This is a genomic window from Dehalobacter sp. DCM, from assembly GCF_024972775.1.
GTDB lineage: Bacteria > Bacillota > Desulfitobacteriia > Desulfitobacteriales > Syntrophobotulaceae > Dehalobacter.
The window spans coordinates 3,087,609-3,111,875 of record NZ_CP092282.1; the positions used below are offsets into that span (position 1 = coordinate 3,087,609).

Sequence of the window (24,267 nt, forward strand, 5' to 3'; positions counted from 1 at the left end):
CCGGGAGCAAAAAGGGAACGGGTGTTCGTCATTAATTAAATCAATCACAATACCCCTTGTTCTTCAGCTTTTCCAGGTGGGTTGTGATTACTTGCTCAATATCGATACCGTATTGCTCCTCTAAAACAAACATCATCGTCACAGCCGTTTGAGCGACATCCATCAGTTCTTTGGCGACGAATTGCATGGCCTCGGCTTCTTCAACCCGCAAGGCTTCGCCGTTTAATCCCCTGAATTTACCGATAGCCTGCGCCAATTCCCCGGATTCCTCCATGATTTTGAGCGCTGTACTCTCTAAGGATGGGCTTAATCTGTTCAGCCTGGGCAGGGTGATTGTCTTGGTTGTCTTTTCGCTCATTTTCTTCTCCTTTGATCATCCCGTTTTACAATACCGGCGATTTCGATAGTTAAGCATAACAAGGATACACGAAAGAAGACTGTCCAATAGCATCCGTCTGCACAAATAGCCGAAATCGTTATTTTCTTCTTGAATTCAGTTCTGCGGCGATTTCCTTCAAATCAACGTTTTGGTCTTCCAGCATAACCAGAAGATGATAGAAGAGGTCGGAAACCTCATAACGGATCTCGCTTGGCGAATTATTCTTGGCAGCGATGATGACTTCCGCACATTCTTCACCGACTTTTTTTAGGATTTTATCTAACCCTTTAGTGAAAAGATACGTGGTATATGCCCCTTCCGGTCTTTCGCTGTTCCGGTCTTTTATAATACCGGCCAGCAGCTCTAACGTCCGGCCGAGTGAAGGTGCCGGTGTCGTCTCCGGTTCACCGATCGGCTCGTCTGATCCCGGGCGATAGTGAAAACAGGAATAATGGTTTTCATGACAGGCCATACCGGTCTGCCGGATTTTCATTAAGATGGTATCCCGGTCGCAATCCACGCGTATATCTACAACGTCCTGATAGTGTCCGGATGTCTCTCCTTTGACCCATAAATTGTTACGGCTGCGGCTAAAGTAACAGGCCTTTCCTTCAGTTAGGGTTTTTCTCAATGCTTCCTCGTTCATGTAAGCGAGCATCAACACTTCGCCACTTTCACAATCCTGCGCTATTGCCGGAATGAGTCCCTGTTCGTTCCACTTGATACTCTTAATTGCTTTCTCGACATCGACAGCCCCGATTCCAAAACTACTGTTCATGACTAACTCCTATCTCCCAAAGAAATCTCTTTTTATTTTATTACGGTGGCACGCTTTCTCATTTTCTGACCGGTATCCCTTGCAAAGCAAGGTAGTCTTTGGTTTCCTTAATGCTATACTCCCGGTAATGAAAAATCGACGCCGCTAACACAGCATCCGCTTCCCCATCGGTCAAACCTTCAGCCATGTGCGACAATGTGCCGACTCCCCCGCTGGCAATCAGCGGAATGGCCACTGCCCTGCTCACCATGCGGTTCAACTCATTATCATAGCCCTCCTTCGTTCCGTCGCGGTCCATGGAGGTCAGGAGGATTTCTCCTGCGCCAAGTTCTTCTGCTTTCTTTGCCCATTCCAGAACGTCTATTCCTGTCGGGGTCCGTCCGCCGTGAGTATATACTTCCCAACGCCCTGTTCCGACTTTTCGGGCATCAATGGCTACCACGATACACTGGCTCCCAAACGCATGAGCCCCATCACAGATTAACTGCGGATTTTGAATCGCAGCAGTATTCAATGAGACTTTATCCGCACCGGCCCGCAGCATCCGCCGAATATCCTCGATGGTCCGGATACCGCCGCCGATAGTAAACGGTATAAAGACTTTTTCTGCCGTCCGTCTGACGACCTCTACCATGGTTTCTCTGCCTTCAGACGAGGCGGAAATATCCAGGAAGACGAGTTCGTCTGCACCTTCCTGATCGTATAAAGACGCGAGCTCGACGGGATCCCCCGCATCGCGCAGGTGAATGAAATTAGTACCTTTGACGACCCGACCGTCATGAACATCCAGACAGGGTATGATCCTTTTGGCCAGCATGATGTTTGCTCCTTCGTGTTTCTGTTCGTACTTAATCGATCACACGGAGGGCTTCCTCCAGTGTAAATGCGCCGGAATAAATCGCTTTTCCCACGATGGCGCCATCGATGGCTGTTCCTTTGTCGGCTTCGGACTTTAAGCGTTTCAGGTCATCCAAAACCGATATTCCTCCGGAAACGATAACCTTCAAACCAGTTGCTTCAGCCATCCGGACGGAGCTAGCGATGTTCGGCCCAGCCAGCATGCCGTCCCGTGAAATATCGGTAAAGACGATGCGGGATACACCGACTTCCTTCATGGCTTTTCCCAGTTCTTCAGCCTTTAAATCCGTACTCTCCGCCCATCCCTGGACGGCGACCATGCCATTGCGTGCATCAATCCCGACGATGATCTGATCACCGTAACGGCGAACGGCCTCTTCAACCAATTCCGGGTCTCTGACGGCAACGGTGCCTAAAATAACTCGGGATACTCCGAGGTCCAAAAGCTCCTCGATCCTGGCTAATGTGCGTATACCGCCGCCAATCTGGATATTCATGGGCACGCGTCGGACGATGTCCCTGATCACATCATCATTGACCGGTTTCCCTTCAAATGCGCCATTAAGGTCAACGATATGAAGGTACCGCGAGCCTTCTTCCATAAATTTAGCCGCCATCTCCGCCGGATCATCGGAATAGATGGTGGCATCCTCCATCCTGCCCTGGAGCAGGCGGACTACTTTACCGTCTTTTAAATCAATCGCGGGATAAATGATCATTGATTTTTCACCCATTTCCCAAAATTATCTAACATGACCAGCCCCCAGGGGCTGGATTTTTCCGGATGGAACTGTGCACCCCAGACATTGTCTCTCCCAACCAGTGCCGGAAATTCAAGACCATAATCACTGGTTGCTGCGATACAGTCCGAATCTGCCGGTTGCGCATAATAGGAATGGACAAAATAAAAATAGGAATTGTCCGGGATATTTTCACAAATCCTGTTGGGAACCACTATCTTTAATGTATTCCAACCCATATGAGGAATCTTAAGTCCCTGTGGGAATTTGACTACCCGGCCCTTCAAATAGCCCAGACCGGTATGTTCACCGTGTTCCTCTCCGATTTCAAATAACAGCTGCATACCAAGGCAAATCCCCAAAAAAGGTTTGTTGCTGCGGACATAAGCAGCCATGGGTTCGATCCAACCGCCGGTGTGAAGCGCATCCATCGCATCCGCAAATGCGCCGACGCCCGGCAGGATAACCCCATCCGCCTCGGTTAACCTTTCGGGCGAAGTGAGTATTTCCGCTTCATAACCGATTTTTTGCAATGCCTTTTCGACGCTGCGTAAATTTCCTCGCCCATAGTCTATGATGCCAATCATGATTGTATGTCCTCCACTATATCGCATGAGCCATTAACTTCTAGAGACTACCCTTTGTCGAGAGTACGCCGTCAAAACGCTTGTTTTCCGCAACGGCTAGACCCAAAACTCTGCCGACTGCTTTAAATACGGCCTCCAGAATGTGGTGCCTATTTTTGCCGTCAAGCATCCGAATGTGGAGCGTGATCCCCGCATTGAGCGCAAACGCACGGAAGAACTCTTCTGCCAATTCCGTGGGAAAATCGCCAACCATGCCCTGGGGGCAGTCGACATGCCAAGTCAAGTATCCGCGGTTGGAGATATCAACCGCTGCTTGAATCAGCGCTTCATCCATAGGGAAGAGGCAATCGGCAACCCTCTCGATTCCCAATTTGTCCCCCAATGCTTCTTTAAAAGCCTGTCCCAGGACAATTCCGCAATCCTCAACCAGGTGGTGCTGATCCACATGCAAATCACCTTCAGCGTTGATTTCCAAATCAAAATGTCCGAAGCGACAGAAAGAATTCAGCATGTGATCAAAAAAACCGACGCCGGTATTGATACTGACTGTCCCGGTACCGTCTATGGCTAACGTCATAGTGATATCCGTTTCAAGTGTCGTCCTGGTCAGATTAGCACATCTCATCTCTTAACCCCCTTTAACATGCTCATCAAAAAATATTATACATAGAAATCGACAGCATATCACGAAATATTTTTAATTGCTACTTGTTTAACCTTACACCGATTGCTCTGGCGTGGGCTTCTAAGCCTTCCCGCCGGGCAAGAAGCATGATGTGTTCGCCGTCTCTCTGCAACGCTTCTTGCGAATAATTGATAATGCTGATTTTCTTGAGGAAGGTATCCACATTGAGCACAGAATAAAACCGAGCTGTTCCGCCGGTTGGCAGAATGTGGTTTGGTCCGGCAAAATAATCACCTACAGGTTCGGGAGAATATCGTCCCATAAACACCGCGCCTGCATTTCTGACTTTCCCCAACCAGGCAAACGGTTCCCTGACCGTGAGTTCAAAGTGTTCCGGTGCAATCCGATTAACTAGATCCATTCCCTCCTGAAGATCGTTGACCAGGATCGCTGCACCATAGGTATCCCAGGATGCTCTGGCGATCTCAGCACGGGGCAGCAGCGCAAGCTGACGTTCAACCTCCGCAACAGTCTTTTCTAATAATTCGGCATTCGGGGAAATCACAATGGCGGAAGCCAGTTTGTCATGTTCTGCTTGGGAAAGCAAATCAGCAGCTAATTCTTCCGGAACCCCGCTGTCGTCTGCCAAAATAAGGATCTCGCTCGGCCCGGCCAGCATATCAATATCGACAAGACCATAGACCATTTTCTTAGCTAAGGTAACAAATATATTTCCCGGACCGGTAATTTTATCGACGCGGGCAATAGTCTCCGTTCCGTAAGCCAGCGCGGCAACAGCCTGGGCGCCGCCGACTTTATAGATTTCGCTGACACCGCATTCCGCTGCTGCCACCAGCACTTCCGGCAGAAGGCTCCCATCTTTGAGCGGCGGTGAGACCATAACAACTTCAGAAACCCCAGCGACCGCTGCCGGCAGTGCATTCATCAGAACCGATGAAGGATACGCGGCTGTACCGCCGGGTACATAGATTCCTACCCGCTGCAGAGGGCAAATCATTTGGCCAAGAATCGTCCCGTCTTCGGAGGTATCCATCCAGGACGTACGTTTCTGCTTTTCATGATAGTTTCGGATATTGTCAATCGCCTGGCGCAGCGCCTGCATATAGGCGTCATCTACTTTTGCGTAGGCGGCGGCAATTTCCTGCGGCGATACCCGCAATCCGGATGCGCGCAAGTCGACGTGATCAAAGGCCGATAAATACATATAAAGAGCTTCATCACCCTGTTCACGAACATTTTTAAGTATTTCTGTTACTTTCTCGTCGAGGCTCCGGTCATCGCCGTACGATTTATTGATCAGTTTATTTAAATCCACATCCTGTATTTTTTGAATCATTTTCATTGTTTTGCAGCCCCCTGTCCAATCTATCGGCTTTACGGGCAAGACGACCCGTGATCATTGCGGTACTAATTCTTTAAATTTCTCAGCCAGCTCTTTGATGCGTTCAAATTTTACGCGGTATGATACCCGGTTAGCGATCATCCTGCTGGTTGCCTCAAGAATCTGCGCCACTTCGGCTAAGTTGTTTTCTCGCAGCGTTTTCCCTGTAGATACAATATCGACAATCATTTCAGCAAGTCCTACCCGGGGCGCAAGTTCAATATTTCCATGCAGTTTTATCGGCGTAACCTGCATGCCGTGTTCATTAAAGAACAGCTCGGCGACCCGCGGAAATTTTGTCGCCGCCCGTTTGTGATTTAAGACACTTAAATCGTAACTGCCATTCGGAAGCGCCGGGGGCAGATTTTGCTGCGGCATGGCAACAACAAACCGACAGTAGCCGAACTTTAAATCAACGAGCTCCGCCACGTCTTTATTTTGCTCAATAATCGTATCTTTACCGACAAAACCGATATCAGCAGCGCCGCTTTCTACATAGGTGGGGATATCCGTCGGCCGGCAGATGATGATTTGAGCATCTGATTCCGGAAGGTCAAACAATAATTTACGGGAATCCTTCTCCACAGACCGGCAGTCTAAACCGGCCTTGGTCAGAATCTCCACGGAATCCAGCAATAATTTTCCTTTTGGCAGTGCGATGGTTAAGAATTTTTTTGGCATTGTACTTAGCCCCTTCCGCATGTTGACATATGCTTTAGTTAATTAAATTATTAAAGCATTGCTTGAAGTATATCAAGGTTTGAACGGGATGTAAATATTTTTTAGTTATCCACCTTTTCCAATAAGGCAATACATCGACTGGCGGCCATCGCTCTAGCGTCATTGTCGGTCAAGAAACCCAAGGCCATTTCTACCTTTTTACCGCTTTTGCGCAATTCACGGCATCGTTTGATCACGGCTCCCGGTGATTGCCCATAAACGAGTACTTCGGCAGCATCCAGCTCAAATGCCGTATCCTGATCCAGCATGAGTCCGACATTAATGGCGAATCCCGTGGCACCATGGCGCGTACCAAAATCATTATAGAGTCCGTCATACCGTCCGCCTTCGATCAACGGCACACCCACACCAGGAACATACCCTTCAAAGATCGCGCCGGTATAATATGAAAAACCTTTCAGGATCCCCAGGTCGAGGGATACATAGTCCTGAACGCCAAATTCCTTCAAATAAAGATAGATGGTTCTCAGGGATTCGGCTGCCCGGCGAATCGGCTGGATGTGCGACCAGCTCTGCAACTTGTCCAGGACGTCTTCTTTCCCGGTCAGATGCGGCAGGGCCAGGAGCAGTTCTTTGGCGTCAGGCGGGAGATCGTTACCCGCGATAATTTTTTCGAGCTTCACCATGTCTTTGCGTGCGATCCCGTCTTCAAGCTCTTCCCGCAATCGGACGTCAAATTTCATTTCCTCGGCTAAGCCGGAGAAAATGCCGTTATGACCTAAATTCAGCTGAAAGTTATTAACCTCCAGTACCTTCATGATTTCGATAGCTAAAGCGATGACTTCCGCATCCGCGATATCATTGTCCGAACCGATCAATTCAACGCCGACTTGTCTGAATTCACGATAACGGGCATAATCGTTCCGGTAAACATCCCCACTATAGCAGAATCTCAGGGGAAATTGACTTCCCTTTTGCCGTGTGGCGACCATTCGGGCGATGGGCGTCGTGAATTCAGGCCGCAAAACCAGCGCATGTCCGCTACGGTCAAAGAATTTATATAAGTGATCTTCTTTATCTGCATCGGGTTCGACACAGGCACGATACTCCAGACCCGGTGTCTTTGTTTTCTGATAGGACCAATTTCTACAGACAGAAATTGCTTTACTTTCTAACTCTTCTAACCGGGCTAGTTCGGCTGGTAAGAGATCGATCATTCCTTCCGGTAGCTTTAAACCTAATGATGAACGTTCCATAACTGCACTCTCCACTCTACATTAAATTTCTTTCTCTTTTCCTCACGTCACCTATTCTCTACAGTTGTTCTTTTTCCTGAGCCTCCAACCGTTCTAAAACCAGCTTATACCCATCCGCACCGTAATTCAGACAGCGCTTGACTCTGCTTATGGTCGCCGAGCTTGCACCTGTCACTTCTTCAATTTTGTTATACGTAATATCCTTCTCAAGCATGTGGGCAACCTCAAGACGCTGTGCCAAAGCTTTAATTTCAGCGACCGTCGCTAAATCCTGGAAGAACCGATAGCATTCTTCCTTCGTTTTCAGCAGCAGAATAGCTTCAAACAGCATATCCGTCTGATTATCTCTAATCCTTTCATCACTCGCCATGATTATTACCTCCAGAACTTCGGGCTCTTTCATACTTTAATTTATTAAAGTATTGGTTAGCTGTCAAGTAAAAAAAGAAAAGCCGGAATATTCCGGCAAGTACTCTACTGCGGTATCGGTATAGCCTATATTGTATGTTTGCAGCGTTATCACCTACAGCAACGTTTTTTTACTGTGTTTCTTAACACAGCTGCAAAGATTTTGAATAGCCTATTTTCTTATGAACAGTACCGCCGGATAAAAACGGGTTGCAGTCCAGCTGTTGTCAGGATATAATGAAATTTAATCCTGTTTCTAAAGCTATGTATTATACAGGATTTCATGCAAAGCGTCACCGTCAGCCTAATTATTTTGCCCTTATTTGAATATAACAAAATTATCTTTGAAAATAACGATTTTATAATTGCATGAATCACTTAGTAAGAAAGTGTGTGAACAGCTATGAGCAAATTCTGGAGTAAGATCGCTGCCAGCCAAAAGCCGTATGTCCCTGGCGAGCAACCGAAAGATAAAAAGTACATCAAACTGAATACCAATGAGAATCCTTATCCGCCTTCACCGGAAGTAATCGAGGCGATCAAAGCTGCTGCCGATGAAAATTTAAAACTATATCCGGATCCGAATGGTGATGCCTTACGGCAGACACTTGCCGACTACACCGGTTTAAAAAAAGACTGGGTTTTCGTTGGCAACGGATCTGACGAAATATTAGCGTTTGCCTTCATGGCTTTTTTTGATCCGGGACGACCTCTATTCTTACCGGACGTCACCTATAGTTTCTACGCCGTATACATAAATCTATTTCAATTGGACTATCAATTAGTTCCTCTTAAAGAGGATTTTTCGCTAGACCCCTCAGACTATTTCAATTCAATCGGTGGTGTGATTTTTCCCAATCCGAATGCACCGACAGGTCACTGCATCGATCTCGAAATGGTAGAGGCCGTCTTAGCGCATAATCCCGACCGGATCGTCATTGTTGATGAGGCTTATATCGATTTTGGCGGTAAGTCTGCGATTCCGCTCATTAACCAATATCCTAATCTTCTTGTGATTCAGACACTTTCGAAGTCCCGTTCACTGGCAGGTCTCCGGGTTGGTTTTGCTTTCGGCCAAGATGAACTGATGGAAGGCCTGAACCGGATCAAGAATTCCTTCAACTCCTATACGCTGGACCGTCCCTCCATGGCGGGCGCCATTGCCGCCATAAACCACGAGGCCTATTTTCAACTGACCCGCGGTAAAGTGATCCGTACCCGGGAGAGGATCGTCCCGATAATGACAGAAATGGGCTGGCAGGTGATTCCCTCCAAAGCTAATTTTATCTTTATTTCTCATCCCGTTTTGAGGGCAGAGGACATCTTTGCCTTGCTGCGGCAGGAGGGTATCCTGGTTCGTTATTTTCGTCTCCCGCGCATCGATAATCACTTGCGTGTCAGTATCGGTACCGATGAAGAAATGGATCGTCTGCTTGATACGCTAAGAAAAATTACAGCAGCTGTTCTCTGATTAAGACCACATGAAGATCCTATCTGATTTCGCGGGCAGCGCATTAATTGTTTTTTATTGTGGACGATGCGTCGTTTTACGTCCACGAATCCCAAACCTCAGGCACATAACCTACCGTCGCCTGTTTTCCGTTACGAACGATCGGCGTTCGATAAAGAACCGGATTATTCAGCAGCAGCTCTTCGCGTATGGCAGAGCTGCTGATTTTGTCCAGATTCAAACGCATATAGGCTTTACATCCGGTATTGAACAGATTATTCAAGCCGACAGCGTTTTTTACACTTTGCAGTTCGCCTTTGCTCAATCCCTTGATGTCCAGGTCGATAAACTGGAATGGAATTCGTCTTTCTTTAAAATAACGCTCTGCTTTTTTGGTATCAAAGCATTTTTTGATACCGAATAGTTGAATATTCATATTGAACGCCACCTATTCTAATCTTTTATTGCATCCTTCTGTCATGGTATTTAAAGAATGCTGTACTTGACGTTTACGACTATCCTTATTATCTCACTTTATTATCCGATATTAACTGGCGAAAAGAAAGCCTGCCCAGTTACATTCTCGGGCAGGCCGTAAAATCCATACGATGTTTACCAATAATCCGATGATCTGATGGTTGGGTTATCGTCCTTTTTCTAATTCAATAATCTTTACTGACAGTTAGAGCGTCTGTTTTTTTAGTCGGGTAAAATAATCCCTGGTTTCTTTTGCTACAACGCCGCTTAGAGCTATCAGTGCAATTAAGTTTGGGAAAGCCATCATGCCATTAAAGATATCGGCAAGATTCCAGACGGCGGCAACCGTCATATACGGTCCGATAAAAACCGCAAAAATATACAGCCAGCGGTAGATTAAAACGAGCTTCATACTCTTTGTCAAATATTCGAGACACCGTTCACTGTAGTAGTTCCAGCCAATGATCGTTGTAAATGCGAAAAATACCAGACAAATCATCAGAATGAATGCCGACACTGCCGGTGCGAACGGAAGTCCTTCCTGAAACGCTCGGGTCGTTACTTCGACACCAACAAGTCCAATGTTCCAAGTTCCCGTAATCACAATGGATAAGCCGGTCATCGTACAAATAATGATGGTGTCAATAAACGTACCCGTCATCGTGACAAGCCCCTGACGGGCGGGCTCATTGGTTTTAGCGGCAGCCGCTGCGATCGGTGCGCTGCCGAGGCCGGATTCATTTGAGAAAATACCGCGGGCTACACCTTTTTGCATGGCGACAATCATCGCGCCAAGAGCTCCTCCGGCGGCTGCCCTGAGGCCGAAGGCTGAGGCTACGACTTCAACAATTGCATCGGGTATCTTCGTAAAGTTACCAACTAAGATGACCAAGCAAACCAGCACATAGATAATTGCCATAAAAGGCACAATAATTTCGGATACAGAAGCAATACGCTTCAGTCCGCCGATAATGACCAAGGCGACACAAATCGTAACAATAAGTCCGGTGATGACGACAGCAATGGAATACTGTGTCCCGAAGATTGAAATCATATGTTCATTGTTAGCATCAAAAAAGTTTTTGGCAGCAGAAGTAATTCCATTGATCTGAGTGATTGTACCAATGCCAAATAACCCCGCCATAGCACCAAATAAAGCAAAGAGCTTAGCTAACCATTTCCAATTTTTCCCCATCCCGTTTTCTATGTAGTAAAACGGTCCTCCCAATACATGCCCATCCGGTTCAATGACGCGATATTTGATAGCCAGAAGTCCTTCTGAATACTTTGTTGCCATCCCCAATAAAGCGGCAATCCACATCCAGAACAGTGCACCCGGTCCGCCGGCAACAATGGCGGTGGCCACACCGACAATGTTCCCTGTTCCAATGGTCGCTGATAAGGCAGTACAAAGCGCGCCGAAACTGGTTACTTCTCCAGTTCCACCTGCTTCATTTTTAACCATGTACTTCAAAGCTCTGGGCAAATGCCTGATTTGAAGCCCACCCAGCCGGAAGGTTAGCAGAATTCCGACTCCCATAACCAGAATGATCAGCGGAAGCCCCCAGACTATGTCGTCTACACGAATAATCCAGTCGTTTAAACTTTCGAACACTTTCCTCAATCCTTTCCTAAAAAAATTAATAATAGAGTATAATGGCACAAAAAAATTACCCCGGTTTAGCGGGTACCAAACTAGTTAAGAACTTACAAAGTTTGGCCAAATAGTGAAAATAGTTAATACTAACCATGCTATGGTAACATATTTCATCGACATCTTTCAACTTATTTAACAACGTATTTCTTCACAATTAATGAATTATAGCGTTATTATCGGAAATTAAATACCGTTTAAGTATACATATAAAAAATTACGAAAGATGGTTAATACCATCCTTCGTAATTTTTCTAATCTATTTTAAAATTCAACACCAAAATTAGAATATGACTCCAAGCGCAATTAAGATCAGAATAGCGATCGCAATAATAGCTACACCATAGTTCGGAGCAGGAACGATCGGGCGGGGAGCAACACGGCAGCAGCAACCACCATATCCAAACATTTTATTTCCCCCTTTCAAATTAAATTATGGCTCTTTTCTTATAAGAATTGGCATCTTAATAACCATGCGACAATTCTCACTGATGACTATTTTTTGTCATCTCGCCCGTAGGAACATATCATTTAGAATACAATACCCATAGCAATGAGCAATAAGATGATGACAACAACAATGGCGATACCGCAAAGACATCCACCGCCTAAGCCGGGAGCATAAGCGGCTCCTACCGCAGCACCTTCAACAACTGCCATTTCTCAAGCACCTCCTTCATCTCTAAGCATTCCGAAAGAGTTTATTTTACTGTGCCTCTTTAAGAACTGCTTGCGTCATATCTTATTCAACATTACCTTATTTTGGTACTATTTCCAGTAATTATTACTTATAAGTAAATAAAAAGCTGTTGATAATCGTTTTCTGCATTCACTTGAATGGAAACGACTACCAACAGCTGATAATACTTCACCTAATTCAATTTTTAGGTGCAACTCTACTTTGGAAAGGTCTTCTTGCCCGAGGCTCGCTTAAGATCTCATTCCAGATGACACCACGTGTTATTTCTGATGACGAGAATCCCAGATTAAAAGCAGGTTTCGGCTGAGATGACGTCGCTTGAACAGAGGAGACCGCCGTTATGTCTTGAACGAAAGTTTTGGAAGCAGCCTGCTTTTCGGCATAATAAGCGCCTTCCGTTCCCCAGGTGCCTTCGGCATCAGCCTCTCCTTCAGTACCAGCAACCCCTTCTGTCCCTTGGGTTCCTTGGGTTGAAACATAGGTGTCATAGTCGGAGCGTCCTTCTATGCCCCAGTCGCCTTCTTCAGCAGCCGTCTGCAGCGTTTTTGACGCCGCGGAAGCCGTTTTCTTATCGGCGGTTCTATAAGCGAATGTCTTTGGCTGTTCCGTTGTTTCGGTATTTTTGCGCACGTCACGTATTTCACGTTCAAACCGCTGCTCTGCTTCCCTCAGCTGTCTTTCCAGTTCCCCGAAGATATTTCTGCCCTTCTTTTTAGGCTCGTCTGCCGTCGAGCCGGAAAGCGGACCATTATCAAGGGGATTCATGGGTCGACGCTGAGGCGGTTTATCTTTTTTTGAGAAGATGCTGTATACCACGATGGCGATGATAATAAACGTTATAAAATCCACTGGCCGATCACCTACTTCTTAGGATTGCTCGCTTCCGGCTCGTCTCCTTTAGCTGTAACCGCAATATTATCCCGCATCCGGGTATCCGCAATCACATTTTGCAGGTTGTAATAATCCATGACACCTAATTTACCTTCTTTTAACGCAGTAGCCAAGGCAAGCGGCACCTCTGCTTCGGATTCAACGACTTTGGCTCTCATTTCCTGAACGGAGGCTTTCATTTCCTGTTCTCTGGCGACAGCCATCGCCCGACGTTCCTCTGCCTTAGCCTGAGCAATCCGTTTGTCTGCTTCTGCCTGGTCTGTCTGCAGCTGAGCCCCGATGTTTTTACCCACATCAACATCGGCAATATCGATGGACAGGATCTCAAACGCGGTACCGGAATCCAGTCCTTTGTTCAATACAGCCTGTGAGATAACATCCGGATTCTCCAACACATTGGCATGGGATGTACTGCTGCCGATACTGGTGACGATACCCTCGCCGACTCTGGCGATGATCGTTTCTTCCCCTGCCCCACCGACCAGACGGTCAATGTTCGCTCTGACTGTGACTCTGGCAATGACGCGCAATTCAATCCCGTTTTGGGCAACTGCGGAGACAACCGGTGTTTGAATGACTTTCGGATTAACAGACATTTGCACAGCTTGTAAAACATCACGACCAGCCAGATCAATAGCAGCGGCGCGTTCAAAGCGAAGGGGGATGGCAGCTCGTTCTGCAGCAATGAGAGCGTTGACCACCCGGTCTACATTCCCTCCGGCAAGGTAATGGGCTTCGAGTTGGGATGTTGTTAAACCTAAACCGGCCTTGTGGGCTTTAATTTGCGGATTGACGATCCGTGCAGGCGCAACCCTTCTCAGCCGCATCCCAATCAGGGAAAAGATACCGATATTGACCCCGGCTGCTAAGGCCGATATCCAAAGACCTACCGGTATAAAGGTAAATAACACCATCAAAATAATGAGAACCAGAATAACAAGAATTACCGTCGTAACTAATGCACCAGTCATATTGAACCTCCTTGAAAAATAGTTAATCGTTCTTTTGGACAATGATCCGTGTGCCTTCCACCGCAATCACTTTGATGCGCGAACTCTGGGGAATAAATCCTCCGTCAGTAACCACATCCACGCGTTTACCGTCAATTTCTGCCGTACCGGCCGGTCTGAGGAGAGTTAGAGCAATACCTGTTTTGCCGATATACTCTGAGTATTCCTTATTGGGTGCAACGTAACCGTCATCAGTGATCTGCTTTTCCCCGAGGGAGATCTTACGCCATAGCTTTTTGAGCTTCCCGGTTTTAAACCCAATATAGATCAAAAGACCGACCACAATCAAGATGATGAGAAGATAGATAACCCCTTGCAGCAAGTTTTGGGCTACCAGAAAAACCCCGCCGATCATCATAGCCAGACCAATTAGGCCGGCAATGCCGAAACCGGGAATAATAAATATTTCCAGAATGATGAGTATAATTCCGATAATAATCAAGGAAAGCGATATCCCAACAAAAAATTCCAAAGTGATGCCCCCTTTCTTTATTTATTTTAACATAGTCTCCTGTTTTTGGAAGCCATTATCGTTTTGTGGTTTCTGCATGGATAACACTCTATATCACAATGATTAAATTCACCTTAAAATTGCAGAACATGGCAAAAAATATATCAGACGATATTTTTTCCAACGCTACGCGATTTTTAATCCTATCTTAAGAATTCTAGATATAATAAAATCAGAGGTGATAAATATGTCTGATATACTGAGATATCTGTTGATGGCTCTTGTGCCGATCAGTCTTGTCTTACTGGCGATATTTGCTTTTTGGATTGCCCTGCCCGTCATTATCCTCGGCGTTGCCGCCCGGATTATTTATCTGCGTTTTTTTCGCAGGGGAAAAGATCCCGCGCATACGCATACCGTTGGCACCAACTGGCATAACAGCAACGTCTTTGGCGGGAAAAAAAGTGATCAGGAATATACAACGGTGATTGACGCGGATAATATGGAACGGGAATACCGGATACCTAAAATGAAATAACCATCAAATAAACAGTTCAATATCCGCATCCAGAGCGTCCTGAAGATATTCTGTCGCTGTCAGGACCTGGGATCCCTGTATCATTTCCTCCTTTTTAAAACCCATAATTTCAAGGGAGAGCTTACAAATAAAGAAGTTGACTCCCTTTTTTTGTGCGCCTTTGAGAAAGGCCGTCAGATCGGGTGCATCATGTTCAGCCATCATTTTTTTTAGCATCGCCTTTCCCAGACCGGCCATGTTCATTCGGGATAACGGCAAATCTTCCGGGCCATTGGGTGCTGCAATGCCAAACATCGTTTCGAAAGCCGTTTTATCTTCCAGAGACATCTTCTCAGGATCACGAATTAAACACAAACCCCAGAAGGCAAAAAATATATTGACGGTCATGCCAAGTTCTCGGGCTGAATTAGCCAGGATCAATGCGGCCATGGCTTTGTCATAATCACCGCTGAAAAGAATCAGGCTGAGCTTCTTCCCTTTTTCCATGTAAACACCACCATTACCTTAAATTTTTTCGAACACGCAATTCCATATGGTGAATGATATTCGGTTCTATTTTGGGTAATGGCGCAAATCTTTATGCAATCAACTGTATAATTTAATATACCGTCTTCTGTCCTTGGTGACTTCCTGAAGTACCTCAATCAGCTTTGCAACTTCCTGAGGCTGATTATACAAACCAAAGCTCACCCGGACCATGCCTGGCTTCGGTTCTTCCGGATTTTCAATCATGGCATTGATTTTGGATGCCGGAATGTTCATCAGTTTTTGAACATAGGGATGCGCACAAAAGCAGCCGCTCCGGACAGAAATACCTGCTTCGTAGGCCAGGATCTTGGCCAGCGTCTCATGGTAGATGCCCCGAACATTGAAAGGAATGATGCCTACGTGTTCCTGACTGCTGTCAGCCGTGCAATAACTTTCAATACAATCTATTTTCTTCAGTCCATGGATCAGCTGTTCAGCCAGTGCTTTCTCATGTTTATAAACATGACGCATCCCTATGGCATTTAACGATCGGATGGCTGCCGCAAGGGCGATAACACCCATCAGATTGGGTGTGCCAGCCTCATCTTTCGACGGCGGATCATTCCAAACAACGTGATCATAGGTTACGGATCGAACAGTGCCTCCTCCTTTATAATCCGGACTCCCTTGGGCAAAAAAGGATTTAGGTCCGATAAGCACACCCACCCCAAATGGAGCGTACATTTTATGTGCAGAGAATACAACAAAATCAATATGTTTACTGGATCCCAACGGTTTCATCTCAAATGGCATATGTGGAATAAGCTGCGAAGCATCTACCAGGATTTTCGCGCCATATTTATGTGCCCATTCCGCAATGCGGTGAATCGGATTGACATACCCGGTCACATTGGAAGCTCCGGTTATCGTCACCAGTTTTACTCTTCCTTTATATTTCTCCATCTTTTCGACAAAGTCATTAAAAATTAGCCTGCCGCAAGCGTCGATATCGATGTATTCCACTTCAAATCGATCCCGCCATGGCAGGTCATTGGAATGATGTTCCATGGCACTTGCTAAGATAATGTTTTTTTCATCCGTATCCTGACAAAGCCTGTATGCAACTTTATTGATTGCTTCCGTGGCATTTTTCACGAAGATGACCACATCTTTTTTATGGTTTGCACCGACAAAATCCATTACCGTTTCTCTGGCTTGCTCATATTTTTCTGAAGACAGTGTTGCCTTATACCCATATCCCCGATGAATAGAAGAATAGTATGGCGCGAAGTTATTCATCTCTTCAATGACGCTAATGAAGGGGGGCGTCGTGGCCGCATTATCAAAATTGATACCCCTCACTTTTTTTCCATTTCGCAGTTTAACCTCTGTGTCAATACCAACGACCAGGCTGCCATAATCTGTTTTGGAAATGACATAACTCATTCTAATTTCACCCCGATTATTATTTTTCATTTGTTTTTTTCACATGAAATAGCTCACTTGATGATCCGCAAACTCATCTTATAATCATGAATAAGTGCGGAAAATTGTTCATTACCTGCATTTTGGGACAATAAGATACCGGCCTTTTTAAATAAGCGTTGGTGAACTTCTTCACGCGAACTTAAAAATAGCAGCATTTTTTTTACATTGCTATCGCTGGTCATCCCCACATGTTTCATATAAAGCTTCTTCATCCTGTTCTCAGCTTCTTCATTGAGTCTCATAAGTTCGATAGAGCTCGCCTCTTTTTCAACATAGCCAACATCCCACGGAGATCCTTTGGGATCCGTCAAGGGCAAATTGTCAATGCCGAGTTTTCTGATTGCGGTGCCGATGACCTCCATATGTGCCAGTTCTTCCGACCCTAACATGCCCAACAGATCGCGTATGTATGGATTTTCAGCCTGCAGCCGCTGATGCATCAGACGCATAAATGCGGTCAATTCGCTGTCGTATCCGGCAAAGTGCTCCAAGAGGACTCGGGCGAGTTTTTCATCCTTATAATCAACATGAACAGGAAAAAGCAACCGTTTTTGATAACTGAACATTTCTTCCCCTTCCTTCTCTATGAGTCGGACATGGACATACAATCGATGTATTCCCACGTTCCATAGGTTATTATATTGAGAAGATGGCGTTACGGTCACAATGCTTGTCTCGCCTTAATGTAAAAATCCGCCACCGAATTGCCAGCAATGACATATTGGATAAATATGTCTCTTGCACGCGTATACGCATCGAATAATTCCTTGGCGTTCTCCTGTGATTGATAGACTTTCCAATAACCTTTAAGTATCGGCTTTGCACCTGGACATTCGATAAACATCCTCACATCGTGCAAAGGGATCCCCAGAAAAAGACCGACCTCATGCGGAAACGGCGGGTGCCTGAATCGAGCCTTCAGGATGTCCAGGTTTGAACTCCAACTTTCATCCGGATTATAACCGTATTGGATTAAGAAATTCCGGTTAGCGTGATCGGACATTATTTTATCCAATCGGAAGGCATTATAAAAAAAGACGGTGATCTGTTTATTATCGCGATATAACTCTACATAGTCTATGGTGATGGGGCCACTCACCAATGGAAAAAATGCCGTCTTAATGCGATCCCAGATCTCAGGAAGGTCCTTGCGAACCCCTCCGGTAAATGTCATCAGTTCAGCCGATTTGGAAGACCATAGCAATGGCATCAGATGAAACATGATCAAATCAAGAAGATAGTCTCGGGTTGAAAGCGTATGGCGATGAGTGAGGTAGGATAAAAGATGCTCGTTCATATGCCTGCCTTACCTTTGAAGATGTAATCTGTTTTTCTTTTTATTTTTTTAAGCCAGGCAACAAATTATGCACACAGATACGCCGCTCCGTTAAAGTATTTGAGGCCTGCACGTGTTAACTCCGCGGCATCAAGTCATGAATAAAAAAAATCCCAAATTCGCACGCGATTGCGAATTTGGGATACCGTCTTATTCCTTCATTCCATTTCGTTATACTTATCGTGGTTTGTCAAATTTCACTTTAAAGACCGGCCAGTTTCCGTAAAGCGGCTACTTTGTCAAGCTTTTCCCACGGCAGATCAAGGTCATTTCTGCCGAAGTGACCATAAGCTGCCGTTTGGCGATAAATCGGCCTGCGCAGATCAAGTGTATTAATAATTGCCGTCGGGCGTAAATCGAAGGTTTCTTTGATAAACGCTATGATACTCTCATCGCTGATTTTACCCGTACCAAACGTTTCAACGGATATGGATACAGGATAGGCAACGCCGATAGCATAAGCTATCTGAATCTCACAACGGTCAGCCAGTCCGGCAGCGACGACGTTTTTGGCCACATAACGGGCAGCATAAGCTCCGGAACGGTCTACCTTGGTGGGATCCTTTCCAGAAAATGCGCCGCCCCCGTGACGGGCCATGCCGCCGTAGGTATCGACTATGATTTTCCGGCCGGTAAGACCGGCATCCCCTTGGGGCCCGCCGATAACAAATCGTCCGGTTGGATTAATATAATATTTGGTCTTCTCATCCAACATTTCTTTAGGTACGACAGGTTCAACAACCTGCTTTAAGAGATCCGCCTCAATTTGTTCGTGTGTTACCTCCGGGCTATGCTGGGTGGAAATAACAATCGTATCGATCCGAACCGGCTTACCGTCCTGATATTCAACCGTGACTTGGGTCTTCCCATCCGGTCTCAAATAATCCAGAACTTTTGTCTTACGGACTTCACTCAGTCTCCGTGACAGCTTATGCGCATAGTAAATGGGTACCGGCATATAGTTATCCGATTCGTTGGTGGCATAGCCGAACATCATGCCCTGGTCTCCGGCACCAATCTCGCTCACATCAGATTGAGAAACTTTAGCCTCAAGTGCTTTATCCACGCCCATAGCGATATCGCTGGACTGTTCGCCGATAGAGGTTAATACAGCACATGTATCCGCATCAAAGCCATACTTCGCCCTGTTATAACCAATTTCGCGAATGGTATCCCGAACAACTTTCGGAATATCAACATAACAACTCGTTGTGATCTCACCGCTGACGAGTACGAGACCGGTGGTCACAGACGTTTCACAGGCAACCCGGGCTTCTTTGTCCTGACTTAAAACCGCGTCTAAAATCGCATCAGAAATCTGATCGCATATTTTATCGGGATGCCCTTCGGTTACTGATTCTGAGGTAAATAATTTGTAACCCAACTAAAATCACTCCTTTGTTAGGTTGCCTTTGATTAAGGCGGCTATTTCTTTCACCAATGTCCTGGCGATTTCTATTTTGCTCATTTTTGGCAGATCCAGTTTCCGTCCATCCGCATAGAGGAAGCTTACAATATTGGTATCTGTCCCAAAGCCCGCACCGGGTACAGTCACATCGTTAACAACCAGCATATCGACATTTTTGCGTTTCATTTTATCCAAGCCGTTGGCATAAGAATTTTGTGTTTCGGCAGCAAACCCGACCAAAAACTGATGTTTCTTTTTTTCGCCAAGGGCAGCTAAAATATCCGGATTGGGAATTAACTCCAACGAGTATGCTTGTCCATCTTTTTTTATCTTTTGCTCATGGCGGGATGCCGGTCGAAAATCAGCGACAGCGGCCGCCTTGACCACAATATCAAGGTCGTTGTATCGCTGGAGTACTTCCTCATACATTTCTTCCGCCGATGTGACCCGAACGAGGTCAACGCCACTGGGTACAGGTATTGCGGTGGGACCGCTTACTAACGTGACTTGCGCTCCAGTCTCCGTAAAGGCTTGCGCAATAGCATAGCCCATCTTGCCGGAACTATAGTTACCCAAGTAACGAACAGGATCAAGCTCTTCCCGCGTACCGCCTGCTGTGACCAGCACATGGCGTCCCTGCAGAAGATTTCGATCTGCAAAAAAGCCCTCCAAATAGGCAACAATTTCCGCAGCTTCGACCATCCGCCCGTCGCCCTCAGTCCCGCATGCCTGATATCCCTTAGCCGGGCCAATAACATTTACCCCACGCTGCTGCAATATTTCAAGGTTTTGCTCAGTCGCAGGGTGGTGGTACATGGCATGATTCATCGCCGGCGCCACAAAAATTGGATTCTTAACAGCCATGAGTACGGTGGAAAGAAAATCGTCCGCGATACCGACTGCCATCTTAGCCAGAATGTTGGCTGTCGCCGGAGCAATTAGGGTGATATCCGCTTTTTGAGCCAACGATATATGTTCGATGTTCCACGTTTTGGGTTCGTCGAAAAGATCCGTGTATACCGGCCTGCCGGTAATACTTCGAAACGTGAGCGGCGTAACAAACTCTGCTGCGGAGCGCGTCATGACGACATCGACTTCAGCACCTTTTTTCTTCACCCTGCTGGCGATATCGACAGCCTTATAAGCCGCAATACTGCCGGTCACACCCAAGAGGATACTTCTACCTCGAAACATCACTGTCTACCTTATCAAAAAATGTCGAATCAACTTTGCCGCCGGCAATCTCAGCAAGCGCTCTGCTTACGGGTTTGGTATCTTTGAAATCATTGATATCCAAATTCGCCATAAGCACCCGGGCTCTTTTTGCCGCTGCGACGACCAATGTGTATTTACTGTCAGCATGATTCATCAGAATATCCAATGACGGCTGTTTCATGATTAATTCCTCCTTTATTAAGAAGACGTTTTCTTTATGCGGCAATGTTCCGCGATAATGATACTTTTTATTTTCTCAACGGCGACATCAACTTCATCATTTTCTACAGCATAATCGTAATCATTAATATTCTGCATTTCTTCTACAGCCTGAGCCAGCCTCAAGGCGATGACTTCCTCGCTCTCTGTCCCTCTGCCATGGAGCCGGTCAGCCAGTTCTGTAAAAGTAGGCGGTACAATAAAAATAAAGACGCCGTGAGGAAATACCTCTTTTACTAACTTAGCTCCTTGAATATCAATCTCTAATAAAATTGTTTTATCCTGTTTCAAAACATTGTGGACATGAAACAAAGGAGTCCCGTATAGGTTTCCACAAAATTCAGCCCATTCCAGAAACTCGTTGTTGGCAATCATGTCCAGAAACTCTTCCCTGGTACGGAAATAATATTCTTTCCCCTCGATTTCTCCCGGTCGTGGGCTTCGGGTGGTAACCGAAACAGAATATTCAAGGTTCAGCTTCTCAGCCTGACTAAACAATCGTTTGCACAATGTGCCCTTTCCAACTCCGGCAGGCCCAGAAACAACCAGCAGCAGTCCTTTATCTTCCATCTCAGTCAACCGGATCCTCATTACTGGATTCTTTTACTGTCAGTCGGTGCGCAACCGTTTCAGGCTGAACCGCTGAAAGGATGACATGATGGCTGTCACACATAACCACAGCACGTGTTCTGCGGCCATATGTCGCATCGATCAACATGCCTGCATCCCGGGCTTCCTGAATGATTCGTTTAATCGGTGCCGATTCCGGACTGACGATAGCAATGATTCTATTGGCAGATACAATATTGCCAAATCCTATGTTAATAAGCTTGATGTCCAAGGTTTATTTACCTCCTGCTCACTATTTTTGCTCTCTATTTTTATATAAACTATGGATTACTCAATGTTTTGTACCTGTTCCCGGATTTTTTCCAGATCGCTTTTTCCTTGAACTACGATACGGGATATCTCCATGTCATTTGCCTTTGAGCCGATGGTGTTGATTTCTCTGTTCATTTCCTGAACAAGAAAATCCAGTTTCCGCCCAATTGGTTCGGATGCGGCAAAAGCATCTCTAAATTGAACGAAATGGCTTCGCAGCCTGACCAGTTCTTCTTCAATGGACGCGCGGTCAGCGAATATCGCCACTTCCGTAATAAACCGGGTCTCTTCAATTGCCGTATCGGCAAGGAGTGTCGACAGCCTGTCCCGCAGCTTTTCCTGATATTCAACGACGACCTTTGGTGCTCTGAGTGTTATCTGATCGACCAGCCCCGCCAAATCATCAATCCGCTTCAATAGATCCGAAGTAAGTCGGTTTCCTTCATCGCGGCGCATGCAGACCAACCTATCAATCGCTTCTTTTAACGCTGATTCTAAAAATGGCCATAAATCATCGGCACTGGTTTCTTCGTTTTCGACGTTGAGAACTTCCGGGAGAGTAACCAAGCTGAAAAGGTCGCATTTATACTCTGTATTGAGCAAATTTGCCAGTTCCTTCAGAGAATTATCATACGACAGCACTAAATCTTTGTCAACCTTTACTAATCTCTTTTTTTCTTCCGTTTCCTTGATATTAATATAGATATCGGCTCTGCCTCGCTGCACCTTTTCTTGGACAGCTTTCCGAAAACGTTCCTCAATGCTATTGAGGTTTCTGGGCAGCTTGACCACCACTTCCAAAAAGCGGTTATTGACAGTTTTGATTTCAACGGAAATCTGATAACCACAGCCCTTGGCTTCGCCTCTGCCGAAGCCGGTCATGCTATTAGCCAAAATTGCTCAACTCCTTTAACGCTAATCATAACACTGATACGACACTGTGGGCAAGGCGGATAATGGAAACTCCCCCCAACAGGCGACGAAATACCTACTATCGGAGGGAGTTATCCGTTTAATCTGAATGATGCGAATGATGCTCGTATCGATTTTAGCTTAATCGTGTTTTGATTCTTTCAATGGCTTTCTCGGTATTTTCCTTCGTATTGAACGCGGTTAACCGGAAAAACCCTTCGCCACTTGCTCCGAAACCAGCCCCAGGGGTTCCGATAACGTGTGCTTCCCGCATCAGTTTGTCGAAGAATTCCCATGACCCCGTCTGTCCGGGGGTCTTCAGCCAGATATACGGTGCGTTAATCCCGCCAAAAACCGTATAGCCCGCATTCTCCAATCCTTCACGGATAATCGCTGCATTAGCCATATAGTAATCGATCGTTTCCTTGATCTGTCTCTGACCCGCTTCTGAAAAGACAGCCGCTGCTGCAGCCTGAACCGGATAAGAAACGCCATTAAATTTCGTGGTCTGTCTCCTCAGCCACAGTTTATTTAAACTATGGGCTTGACCATTGCTATCGTAGACCATCACTTCCTGAGGAACGATCGTATACGCGCATCGTGTCCCGGTAAAACCCGCAGTCTTGGAAAAACTCCGGAATTCTACGGCGACCTCACGGGCTCCTTCGATTTCGAAAATACTGTGGGGAACACCGTCTTCTCGGATGAATGCCTCATAAGCCGCATCGAAAAGGATAATGGCTCTGTTGTTCCGTGCATAGTCGACCCATGTTTTTAATTCATCTTTTGAAAGGGTCATCCCCGTTGGGTTATTCGGATAACACAAATAAATCAAATCGACTTTGACGTCCGGAAGTGCCGGTTTTAAGCCGTTCTGCACATTACACGGCAGGTAGACGATCCTGTCATATTGACCTTTTTCCTGGTTATATAAACCCGTACGTCCTGCCATAACGTTGCTGTCAACATACACCGGGTAGACAGGATCGGTCACCGCAAAAACAGTGTCAACACCAAATAGTTCCTGGAAATTCGCAGTATCTGTCTTAGCACCGTCACTGACAAAGACTTCGTCAACACTGAGTTTAACACCCCGCGGCGTAAAATCATGGGCGATGATTTTCTCGATCAGAAATTCATACCCCTGCTCCGGCCCGTAACCCCGGAAAGTCTTCTGGCCGCTCATTTCATCAACAGCTTGATGCATCGCCTCGACGACAGCGGATGACAGGGGCTTGGTTACATCCCCAATCCCCATTTTGATAATATCACAATCCGGATTCTCACTGCGAAATTGTCTTTCCCGGCGAGCAATCTCCGAAAAAAGATAACTTCCGGGTAATTTTAGATAGTTCTCATTGACAAAAGCCATCGTATTCACTCTCCTGATAGTTTATGTATTTCAATATTTAATTTGTAAATATATTCCTTGCTTGATCGCTAGGCGATCAGTC

30 protein-coding genes are annotated in these 24,267 nt (G+C 46.0%); 2 read left to right on the forward strand and 28 right to left on the reverse strand.

The window, feature by feature from the left end; all coding sequences use genetic code 11:
* Positions 1-40: 40 nt before the first annotated feature.
* The 10 genes from LPY66_RS14310 to LPY66_RS14355 form a co-directional block, all read right to left on the reverse strand.
* On the reverse strand, positions 41-358 hold the full coding sequence (locus tag LPY66_RS14310; protein WP_337984942.1) for a MazG-like family protein: 318 nt from the start codon (positions 356-358) through the stop codon (positions 41-43).
* Between the two features lie 118 nt (positions 359-476).
* Positions 477-1,157, reverse strand: coding sequence for a bifunctional phosphoribosyl-AMP cyclohydrolase/phosphoribosyl-ATP diphosphatase HisIE (gene hisIE / locus LPY66_RS14315; protein WP_337984943.1), 681 nt, complete (start codon positions 1,155-1,157; stop codon positions 477-479).
* 58 nt (positions 1,158-1,215) lie between these two features.
* On the reverse strand, positions 1,216-1,974 hold the full coding sequence (gene hisF / locus LPY66_RS14320; RefSeq protein ID WP_337984944.1) for an imidazole glycerol phosphate synthase subunit HisF: 759 nt from the start codon (positions 1,972-1,974) through the stop codon (positions 1,216-1,218).
* A 31-nt stretch (positions 1,975-2,005) separates the two neighbouring features.
* A complete protein-coding gene (gene hisA, locus LPY66_RS14325) occupies positions 2,006-2,734 on the reverse strand; it encodes a 1-(5-phosphoribosyl)-5-[(5-phosphoribosylamino)methylideneamino]imidazole-4-carboxamide isomerase (protein WP_337988095.1) in 729 nt (242 codons plus the stop codon).
* Positions 2,731-3,342 carry an imidazole glycerol phosphate synthase subunit HisH gene (gene hisH, locus LPY66_RS14330; protein WP_337984945.1) on the reverse strand — a complete coding sequence of 204 codons (612 nt, stop codon included), beginning with the start codon at positions 3,340-3,342 and terminating at the stop codon, positions 2,731-2,733. Before hisH ends, hisA begins: the two co-directional genes overlap by 4 nt.
* A 40-nt stretch (positions 3,343-3,382) precedes the next feature.
* Entirely contained in the window at positions 3,383-3,967 is a 585-nt protein-coding gene (gene hisB / locus LPY66_RS14335; RefSeq protein WP_337984946.1) for an imidazoleglycerol-phosphate dehydratase HisB, read from the reverse strand.
* Positions 3,968-4,046: 79 nt separating this feature from the next.
* Positions 4,047-5,330 (reverse strand): histidinol dehydrogenase, encoded by a 1,284-nt coding sequence (gene hisD / locus LPY66_RS14340; RefSeq protein WP_337984947.1) that lies wholly within the window; start codon positions 5,328-5,330, stop codon positions 4,047-4,049.
* A 54-nt stretch (positions 5,331-5,384) separates the two neighbouring features.
* Positions 5,385-6,050, reverse strand: coding sequence for an ATP phosphoribosyltransferase (hisG, locus tag LPY66_RS14345; RefSeq protein ID WP_337984948.1), 666 nt, complete (start codon positions 6,048-6,050; stop codon positions 5,385-5,387).
* 101 nt (positions 6,051-6,151) lie between these two features.
* Positions 6,152-7,306 (reverse strand): ATP phosphoribosyltransferase regulatory subunit, encoded by a 1,155-nt coding sequence (hisZ, locus tag LPY66_RS14350; protein ID WP_337984949.1) that lies wholly within the window; start codon positions 7,304-7,306, stop codon positions 6,152-6,154.
* Between the two features lie 58 nt (positions 7,307-7,364).
* Entirely contained in the window at positions 7,365-7,676 is a 312-nt protein-coding gene (locus tag LPY66_RS14355; protein WP_337984950.1) for a YerC/YecD family TrpR-related protein, read from the reverse strand.
* Between the two features lie 441 nt (positions 7,677-8,117).
* On the opposite strand from LPY66_RS14355, the gene hisC reads away from it, so the two are divergent.
* The gene (gene hisC, locus LPY66_RS14360) at positions 8,118-9,185 is read left to right on the forward strand and encodes a histidinol-phosphate transaminase (protein WP_337984951.1); all 1,068 of its coding nucleotides are present in this window, start codon (positions 8,118-8,120) and stop codon (positions 9,183-9,185) included.
* 76 nt (positions 9,186-9,261) lie between these two features.
* Here hisC and LPY66_RS14365 read toward each other — a convergent pair whose 3' ends face one another.
* The 7 genes from LPY66_RS14365 to LPY66_RS14395 all read right to left on the reverse strand — a co-directional run bounded on the left by LPY66_RS14365 (position 9,262) and on the right by LPY66_RS14395 (position 14,368).
* The gene (locus LPY66_RS14365; protein WP_337984952.1) at positions 9,262-9,600 is read right to left on the reverse strand and encodes an arsenate reductase family protein; all 339 of its coding nucleotides are present in this window, start codon (positions 9,598-9,600) and stop codon (positions 9,262-9,264) included.
* 246 nt (positions 9,601-9,846) lie between these two features.
* A complete protein-coding gene (locus tag LPY66_RS14370; RefSeq protein WP_337984953.1) occupies positions 9,847-11,256 on the reverse strand; it encodes an alanine/glycine:cation symporter family protein in 1,410 nt (469 codons plus the stop codon).
* Between the two features lie 322 nt (positions 11,257-11,578).
* Positions 11,579-11,704 carry a hypothetical protein gene (locus LPY66_RS14375; protein ID WP_337984954.1) on the reverse strand — a complete coding sequence of 42 codons (126 nt, stop codon included), beginning with the start codon at positions 11,702-11,704 and terminating at the stop codon, positions 11,579-11,581.
* A gap of 122 nt (positions 11,705-11,826) precedes the next feature.
* Positions 11,827-11,955: a hypothetical protein gene (locus LPY66_RS14380; protein ID WP_337984955.1), complete on the reverse strand. Its 129-nt coding sequence runs from the start codon at positions 11,953-11,955 to the stop codon at positions 11,827-11,829.
* A 217-nt stretch (positions 11,956-12,172) separates the two neighbouring features.
* Positions 12,173-12,844, reverse strand: coding sequence for a hypothetical protein (locus LPY66_RS14385; RefSeq protein WP_337984956.1), 672 nt, complete (start codon positions 12,842-12,844; stop codon positions 12,173-12,175).
* 11 nt (positions 12,845-12,855) lie between these two features.
* Positions 12,856-13,857: a flotillin-like protein FloA gene (gene floA, locus LPY66_RS14390; protein WP_337984957.1), complete on the reverse strand. Its 1,002-nt coding sequence runs from the start codon at positions 13,855-13,857 to the stop codon at positions 12,856-12,858.
* Positions 13,858-13,879: 22 nt separating this feature from the next.
* Entirely contained in the window at positions 13,880-14,368 is a 489-nt protein-coding gene (locus tag LPY66_RS14395) for an NfeD family protein (protein WP_337984958.1), read from the reverse strand.
* Positions 14,369-14,594: 226 nt separating this feature from the next.
* Between LPY66_RS14395 and LPY66_RS14400 the strand changes: the two genes are divergently transcribed.
* On the forward strand, positions 14,595-14,885 hold the full coding sequence (locus LPY66_RS14400; protein WP_337984959.1) for a hypothetical protein: 291 nt from the start codon (positions 14,595-14,597) through the stop codon (positions 14,883-14,885).
* Between the two features lie 3 nt (positions 14,886-14,888).
* Here LPY66_RS14400 and LPY66_RS14405 read toward each other — a convergent pair whose 3' ends face one another.
* The 11 genes from LPY66_RS14405 to LPY66_RS14455 form a co-directional block, all read right to left on the reverse strand.
* The gene (locus LPY66_RS14405) at positions 14,889-15,371 is read right to left on the reverse strand and encodes a DsrE/DsrF/DrsH-like family protein (protein WP_337984960.1); all 483 of its coding nucleotides are present in this window, start codon (positions 15,369-15,371) and stop codon (positions 14,889-14,891) included.
* Between the two features lie 99 nt (positions 15,372-15,470).
* Entirely contained in the window at positions 15,471-16,799 is a 1,329-nt protein-coding gene (locus LPY66_RS14410) for an aminotransferase class V-fold PLP-dependent enzyme (protein WP_337984961.1), read from the reverse strand.
* A gap of 53 nt (positions 16,800-16,852) precedes the next feature.
* Positions 16,853-17,407, reverse strand: coding sequence for a manganese catalase family protein (locus LPY66_RS14415; protein WP_337984962.1), 555 nt, complete (start codon positions 17,405-17,407; stop codon positions 16,853-16,855).
* 95 nt (positions 17,408-17,502) lie between these two features.
* Positions 17,503-18,138: a DUF3793 family protein gene (locus LPY66_RS14420; RefSeq protein WP_337984963.1), complete on the reverse strand. Its 636-nt coding sequence runs from the start codon at positions 18,136-18,138 to the stop codon at positions 17,503-17,505.
* Positions 18,139-18,379: 241 nt separating this feature from the next.
* On the reverse strand, positions 18,380-19,561 hold the full coding sequence (gene metK / locus LPY66_RS14425) for a methionine adenosyltransferase (protein ID WP_337984964.1): 1,182 nt from the start codon (positions 19,559-19,561) through the stop codon (positions 18,380-18,382).
* 6 nt (positions 19,562-19,567) lie between these two features.
* Complete coding sequence (gene coaBC / locus LPY66_RS14430) at positions 19,568-20,779, reverse strand: bifunctional phosphopantothenoylcysteine decarboxylase/phosphopantothenate--cysteine ligase CoaBC (RefSeq protein ID WP_337988096.1); 1,212 nt, start codon at positions 20,777-20,779, stop codon at positions 19,568-19,570.
* Positions 20,766-20,981 (reverse strand): DNA-directed RNA polymerase subunit omega, encoded by a 216-nt coding sequence (rpoZ, locus tag LPY66_RS14435; RefSeq protein WP_337984965.1) that lies wholly within the window; start codon positions 20,979-20,981, stop codon positions 20,766-20,768. Before rpoZ ends, coaBC begins: the two co-directional genes overlap by 14 nt.
* A gap of 17 nt (positions 20,982-20,998) precedes the next feature.
* Positions 20,999-21,589 carry a guanylate kinase gene (gmk, locus tag LPY66_RS14440; RefSeq protein WP_337988097.1) on the reverse strand — a complete coding sequence of 197 codons (591 nt, stop codon included), beginning with the start codon at positions 21,587-21,589 and terminating at the stop codon, positions 20,999-21,001.
* 1 nt (position 21,590) lies between these two features.
* Positions 21,591-21,860 (reverse strand): extracellular matrix/biofilm regulator RemA, encoded by a 270-nt coding sequence (gene remA / locus LPY66_RS14445; protein ID WP_337984966.1) that lies wholly within the window; start codon positions 21,858-21,860, stop codon positions 21,591-21,593.
* A gap of 56 nt (positions 21,861-21,916) precedes the next feature.
* On the reverse strand, positions 21,917-22,795 hold the full coding sequence (locus LPY66_RS14450) for a YicC/YloC family endoribonuclease (RefSeq protein WP_337984967.1): 879 nt from the start codon (positions 22,793-22,795) through the stop codon (positions 21,917-21,919).
* Positions 22,796-22,949: 154 nt separating this feature from the next.
* The gene (locus LPY66_RS14455; RefSeq protein ID WP_337984968.1) at positions 22,950-24,185 is read right to left on the reverse strand and encodes an LL-diaminopimelate aminotransferase; all 1,236 of its coding nucleotides are present in this window, start codon (positions 24,183-24,185) and stop codon (positions 22,950-22,952) included.
* Between the last annotated feature and the right edge of the window lie 82 nt (positions 24,186-24,267).

Coding starts and splice junctions, on each gene's coding strand:
- hisZ (WP_337984949.1), bottom strand. CDS start 7,306: ATGGAACGTTCATCATTAGGTTTAAAGCTACCGGAAGGAATGATCGAT.
- hisIE (WP_337984943.1), bottom strand. CDS start 1,157: ATGAACAGTAGTTTTGGAATCGGGGCTGTCGATGTCGAGAAAGCAATT.
- LPY66_RS14365 (WP_337984952.1), bottom strand. CDS start 9,600: ATGAATATTCAACTATTCGGTATCAAAAAATGCTTTGATACCAAAAAA.
- hisA (WP_337988095.1), bottom strand. CDS start 2,734: ATGATCATTTATCCCGCGATTGATTTAAAAGACGGTAAAGTAGTCCGC.
- LPY66_RS14410 (WP_337984961.1), bottom strand. CDS start 16,799: ATGAGTTATGTCATTTCCAAAACAGATTATGGCAGCCTGGTCGTTGGT.
- LPY66_RS14375 (WP_337984954.1), bottom strand. CDS start 11,704: ATGTTTGGATATGGTGGTTGCTGCTGCCGTGTTGCTCCCCGCCCGATC.
- hisF (WP_337984944.1), bottom strand. CDS start 1,974: ATGCTGGCCAAAAGGATCATACCCTGTCTGGATGTTCATGACGGTCGG.
- hisB (WP_337984946.1), bottom strand. CDS start 3,967: ATGAGATGTGCTAATCTGACCAGGACGACACTTGAAACGGATATCACT.
- LPY66_RS14420 (WP_337984963.1), bottom strand. CDS start 18,138: ATGAACGAGCATCTTTTATCCTACCTCACTCATCGCCATACGCTTTCA.
- LPY66_RS14310 (WP_337984942.1), bottom strand. CDS start 358: ATGAGCGAAAAGACAACCAAGACAATCACCCTGCCCAGGCTGAACAGA.
- gmk (WP_337988097.1), bottom strand. CDS start 21,589: ATGGAAGATAAAGGACTGCTGCTGGTTGTTTCTGGGCCTGCCGGAGTT.
- coaBC (WP_337988096.1), bottom strand. CDS start 20,779: ATGTTTCGAGGTAGAAGTATCCTCTTGGGTGTGACCGGCAGTATTGCG.
- hisG (WP_337984948.1), bottom strand. CDS start 6,050: ATGCCAAAAAAATTCTTAACCATCGCACTGCCAAAAGGAAAATTATTG.
- hisH (WP_337984945.1), bottom strand. CDS start 3,342: ATGATTGGCATCATAGACTATGGGCGAGGAAATTTACGCAGCGTCGAA.
- LPY66_RS14355 (WP_337984950.1), bottom strand. CDS start 7,676: ATGGCGAGTGATGAAAGGATTAGAGATAATCAGACGGATATGCTGTTT.
- floA (WP_337984957.1), bottom strand. CDS start 13,857: ATGACTGGTGCATTAGTTACGACGGTAATTCTTGTTATTCTGGTTCTC.
- LPY66_RS14455 (WP_337984968.1), bottom strand. CDS start 24,185: ATGGCTTTTGTCAATGAGAACTATCTAAAATTACCCGGAAGTTATCTT.
- rpoZ (WP_337984965.1), bottom strand. CDS start 20,981: ATGAAACAGCCGTCATTGGATATTCTGATGAATCATGCTGACAGTAAA.
- LPY66_RS14380 (WP_337984955.1), bottom strand. CDS start 11,955: ATGGCAGTTGTTGAAGGTGCTGCGGTAGGAGCCGCTTATGCTCCCGGC.
- hisD (WP_337984947.1), bottom strand. CDS start 5,330: ATGAAAATGATTCAAAAAATACAGGATGTGGATTTAAATAAACTGATC.
- LPY66_RS14405 (WP_337984960.1), bottom strand. CDS start 15,371: ATGGAAAAAGGGAAGAAGCTCAGCCTGATTCTTTTCAGCGGTGATTAT.
- hisC (WP_337984951.1), top strand. CDS start 8,118: ATGAGCAAATTCTGGAGTAAGATCGCTGCCAGCCAAAAGCCGTATGTC.
- LPY66_RS14400 (WP_337984959.1), top strand. CDS start 14,595: ATGTCTGATATACTGAGATATCTGTTGATGGCTCTTGTGCCGATCAGT.
- LPY66_RS14415 (WP_337984962.1), bottom strand. CDS start 17,407: ATGTTCAGTTATCAAAAACGGTTGCTTTTTCCTGTTCATGTTGATTAT.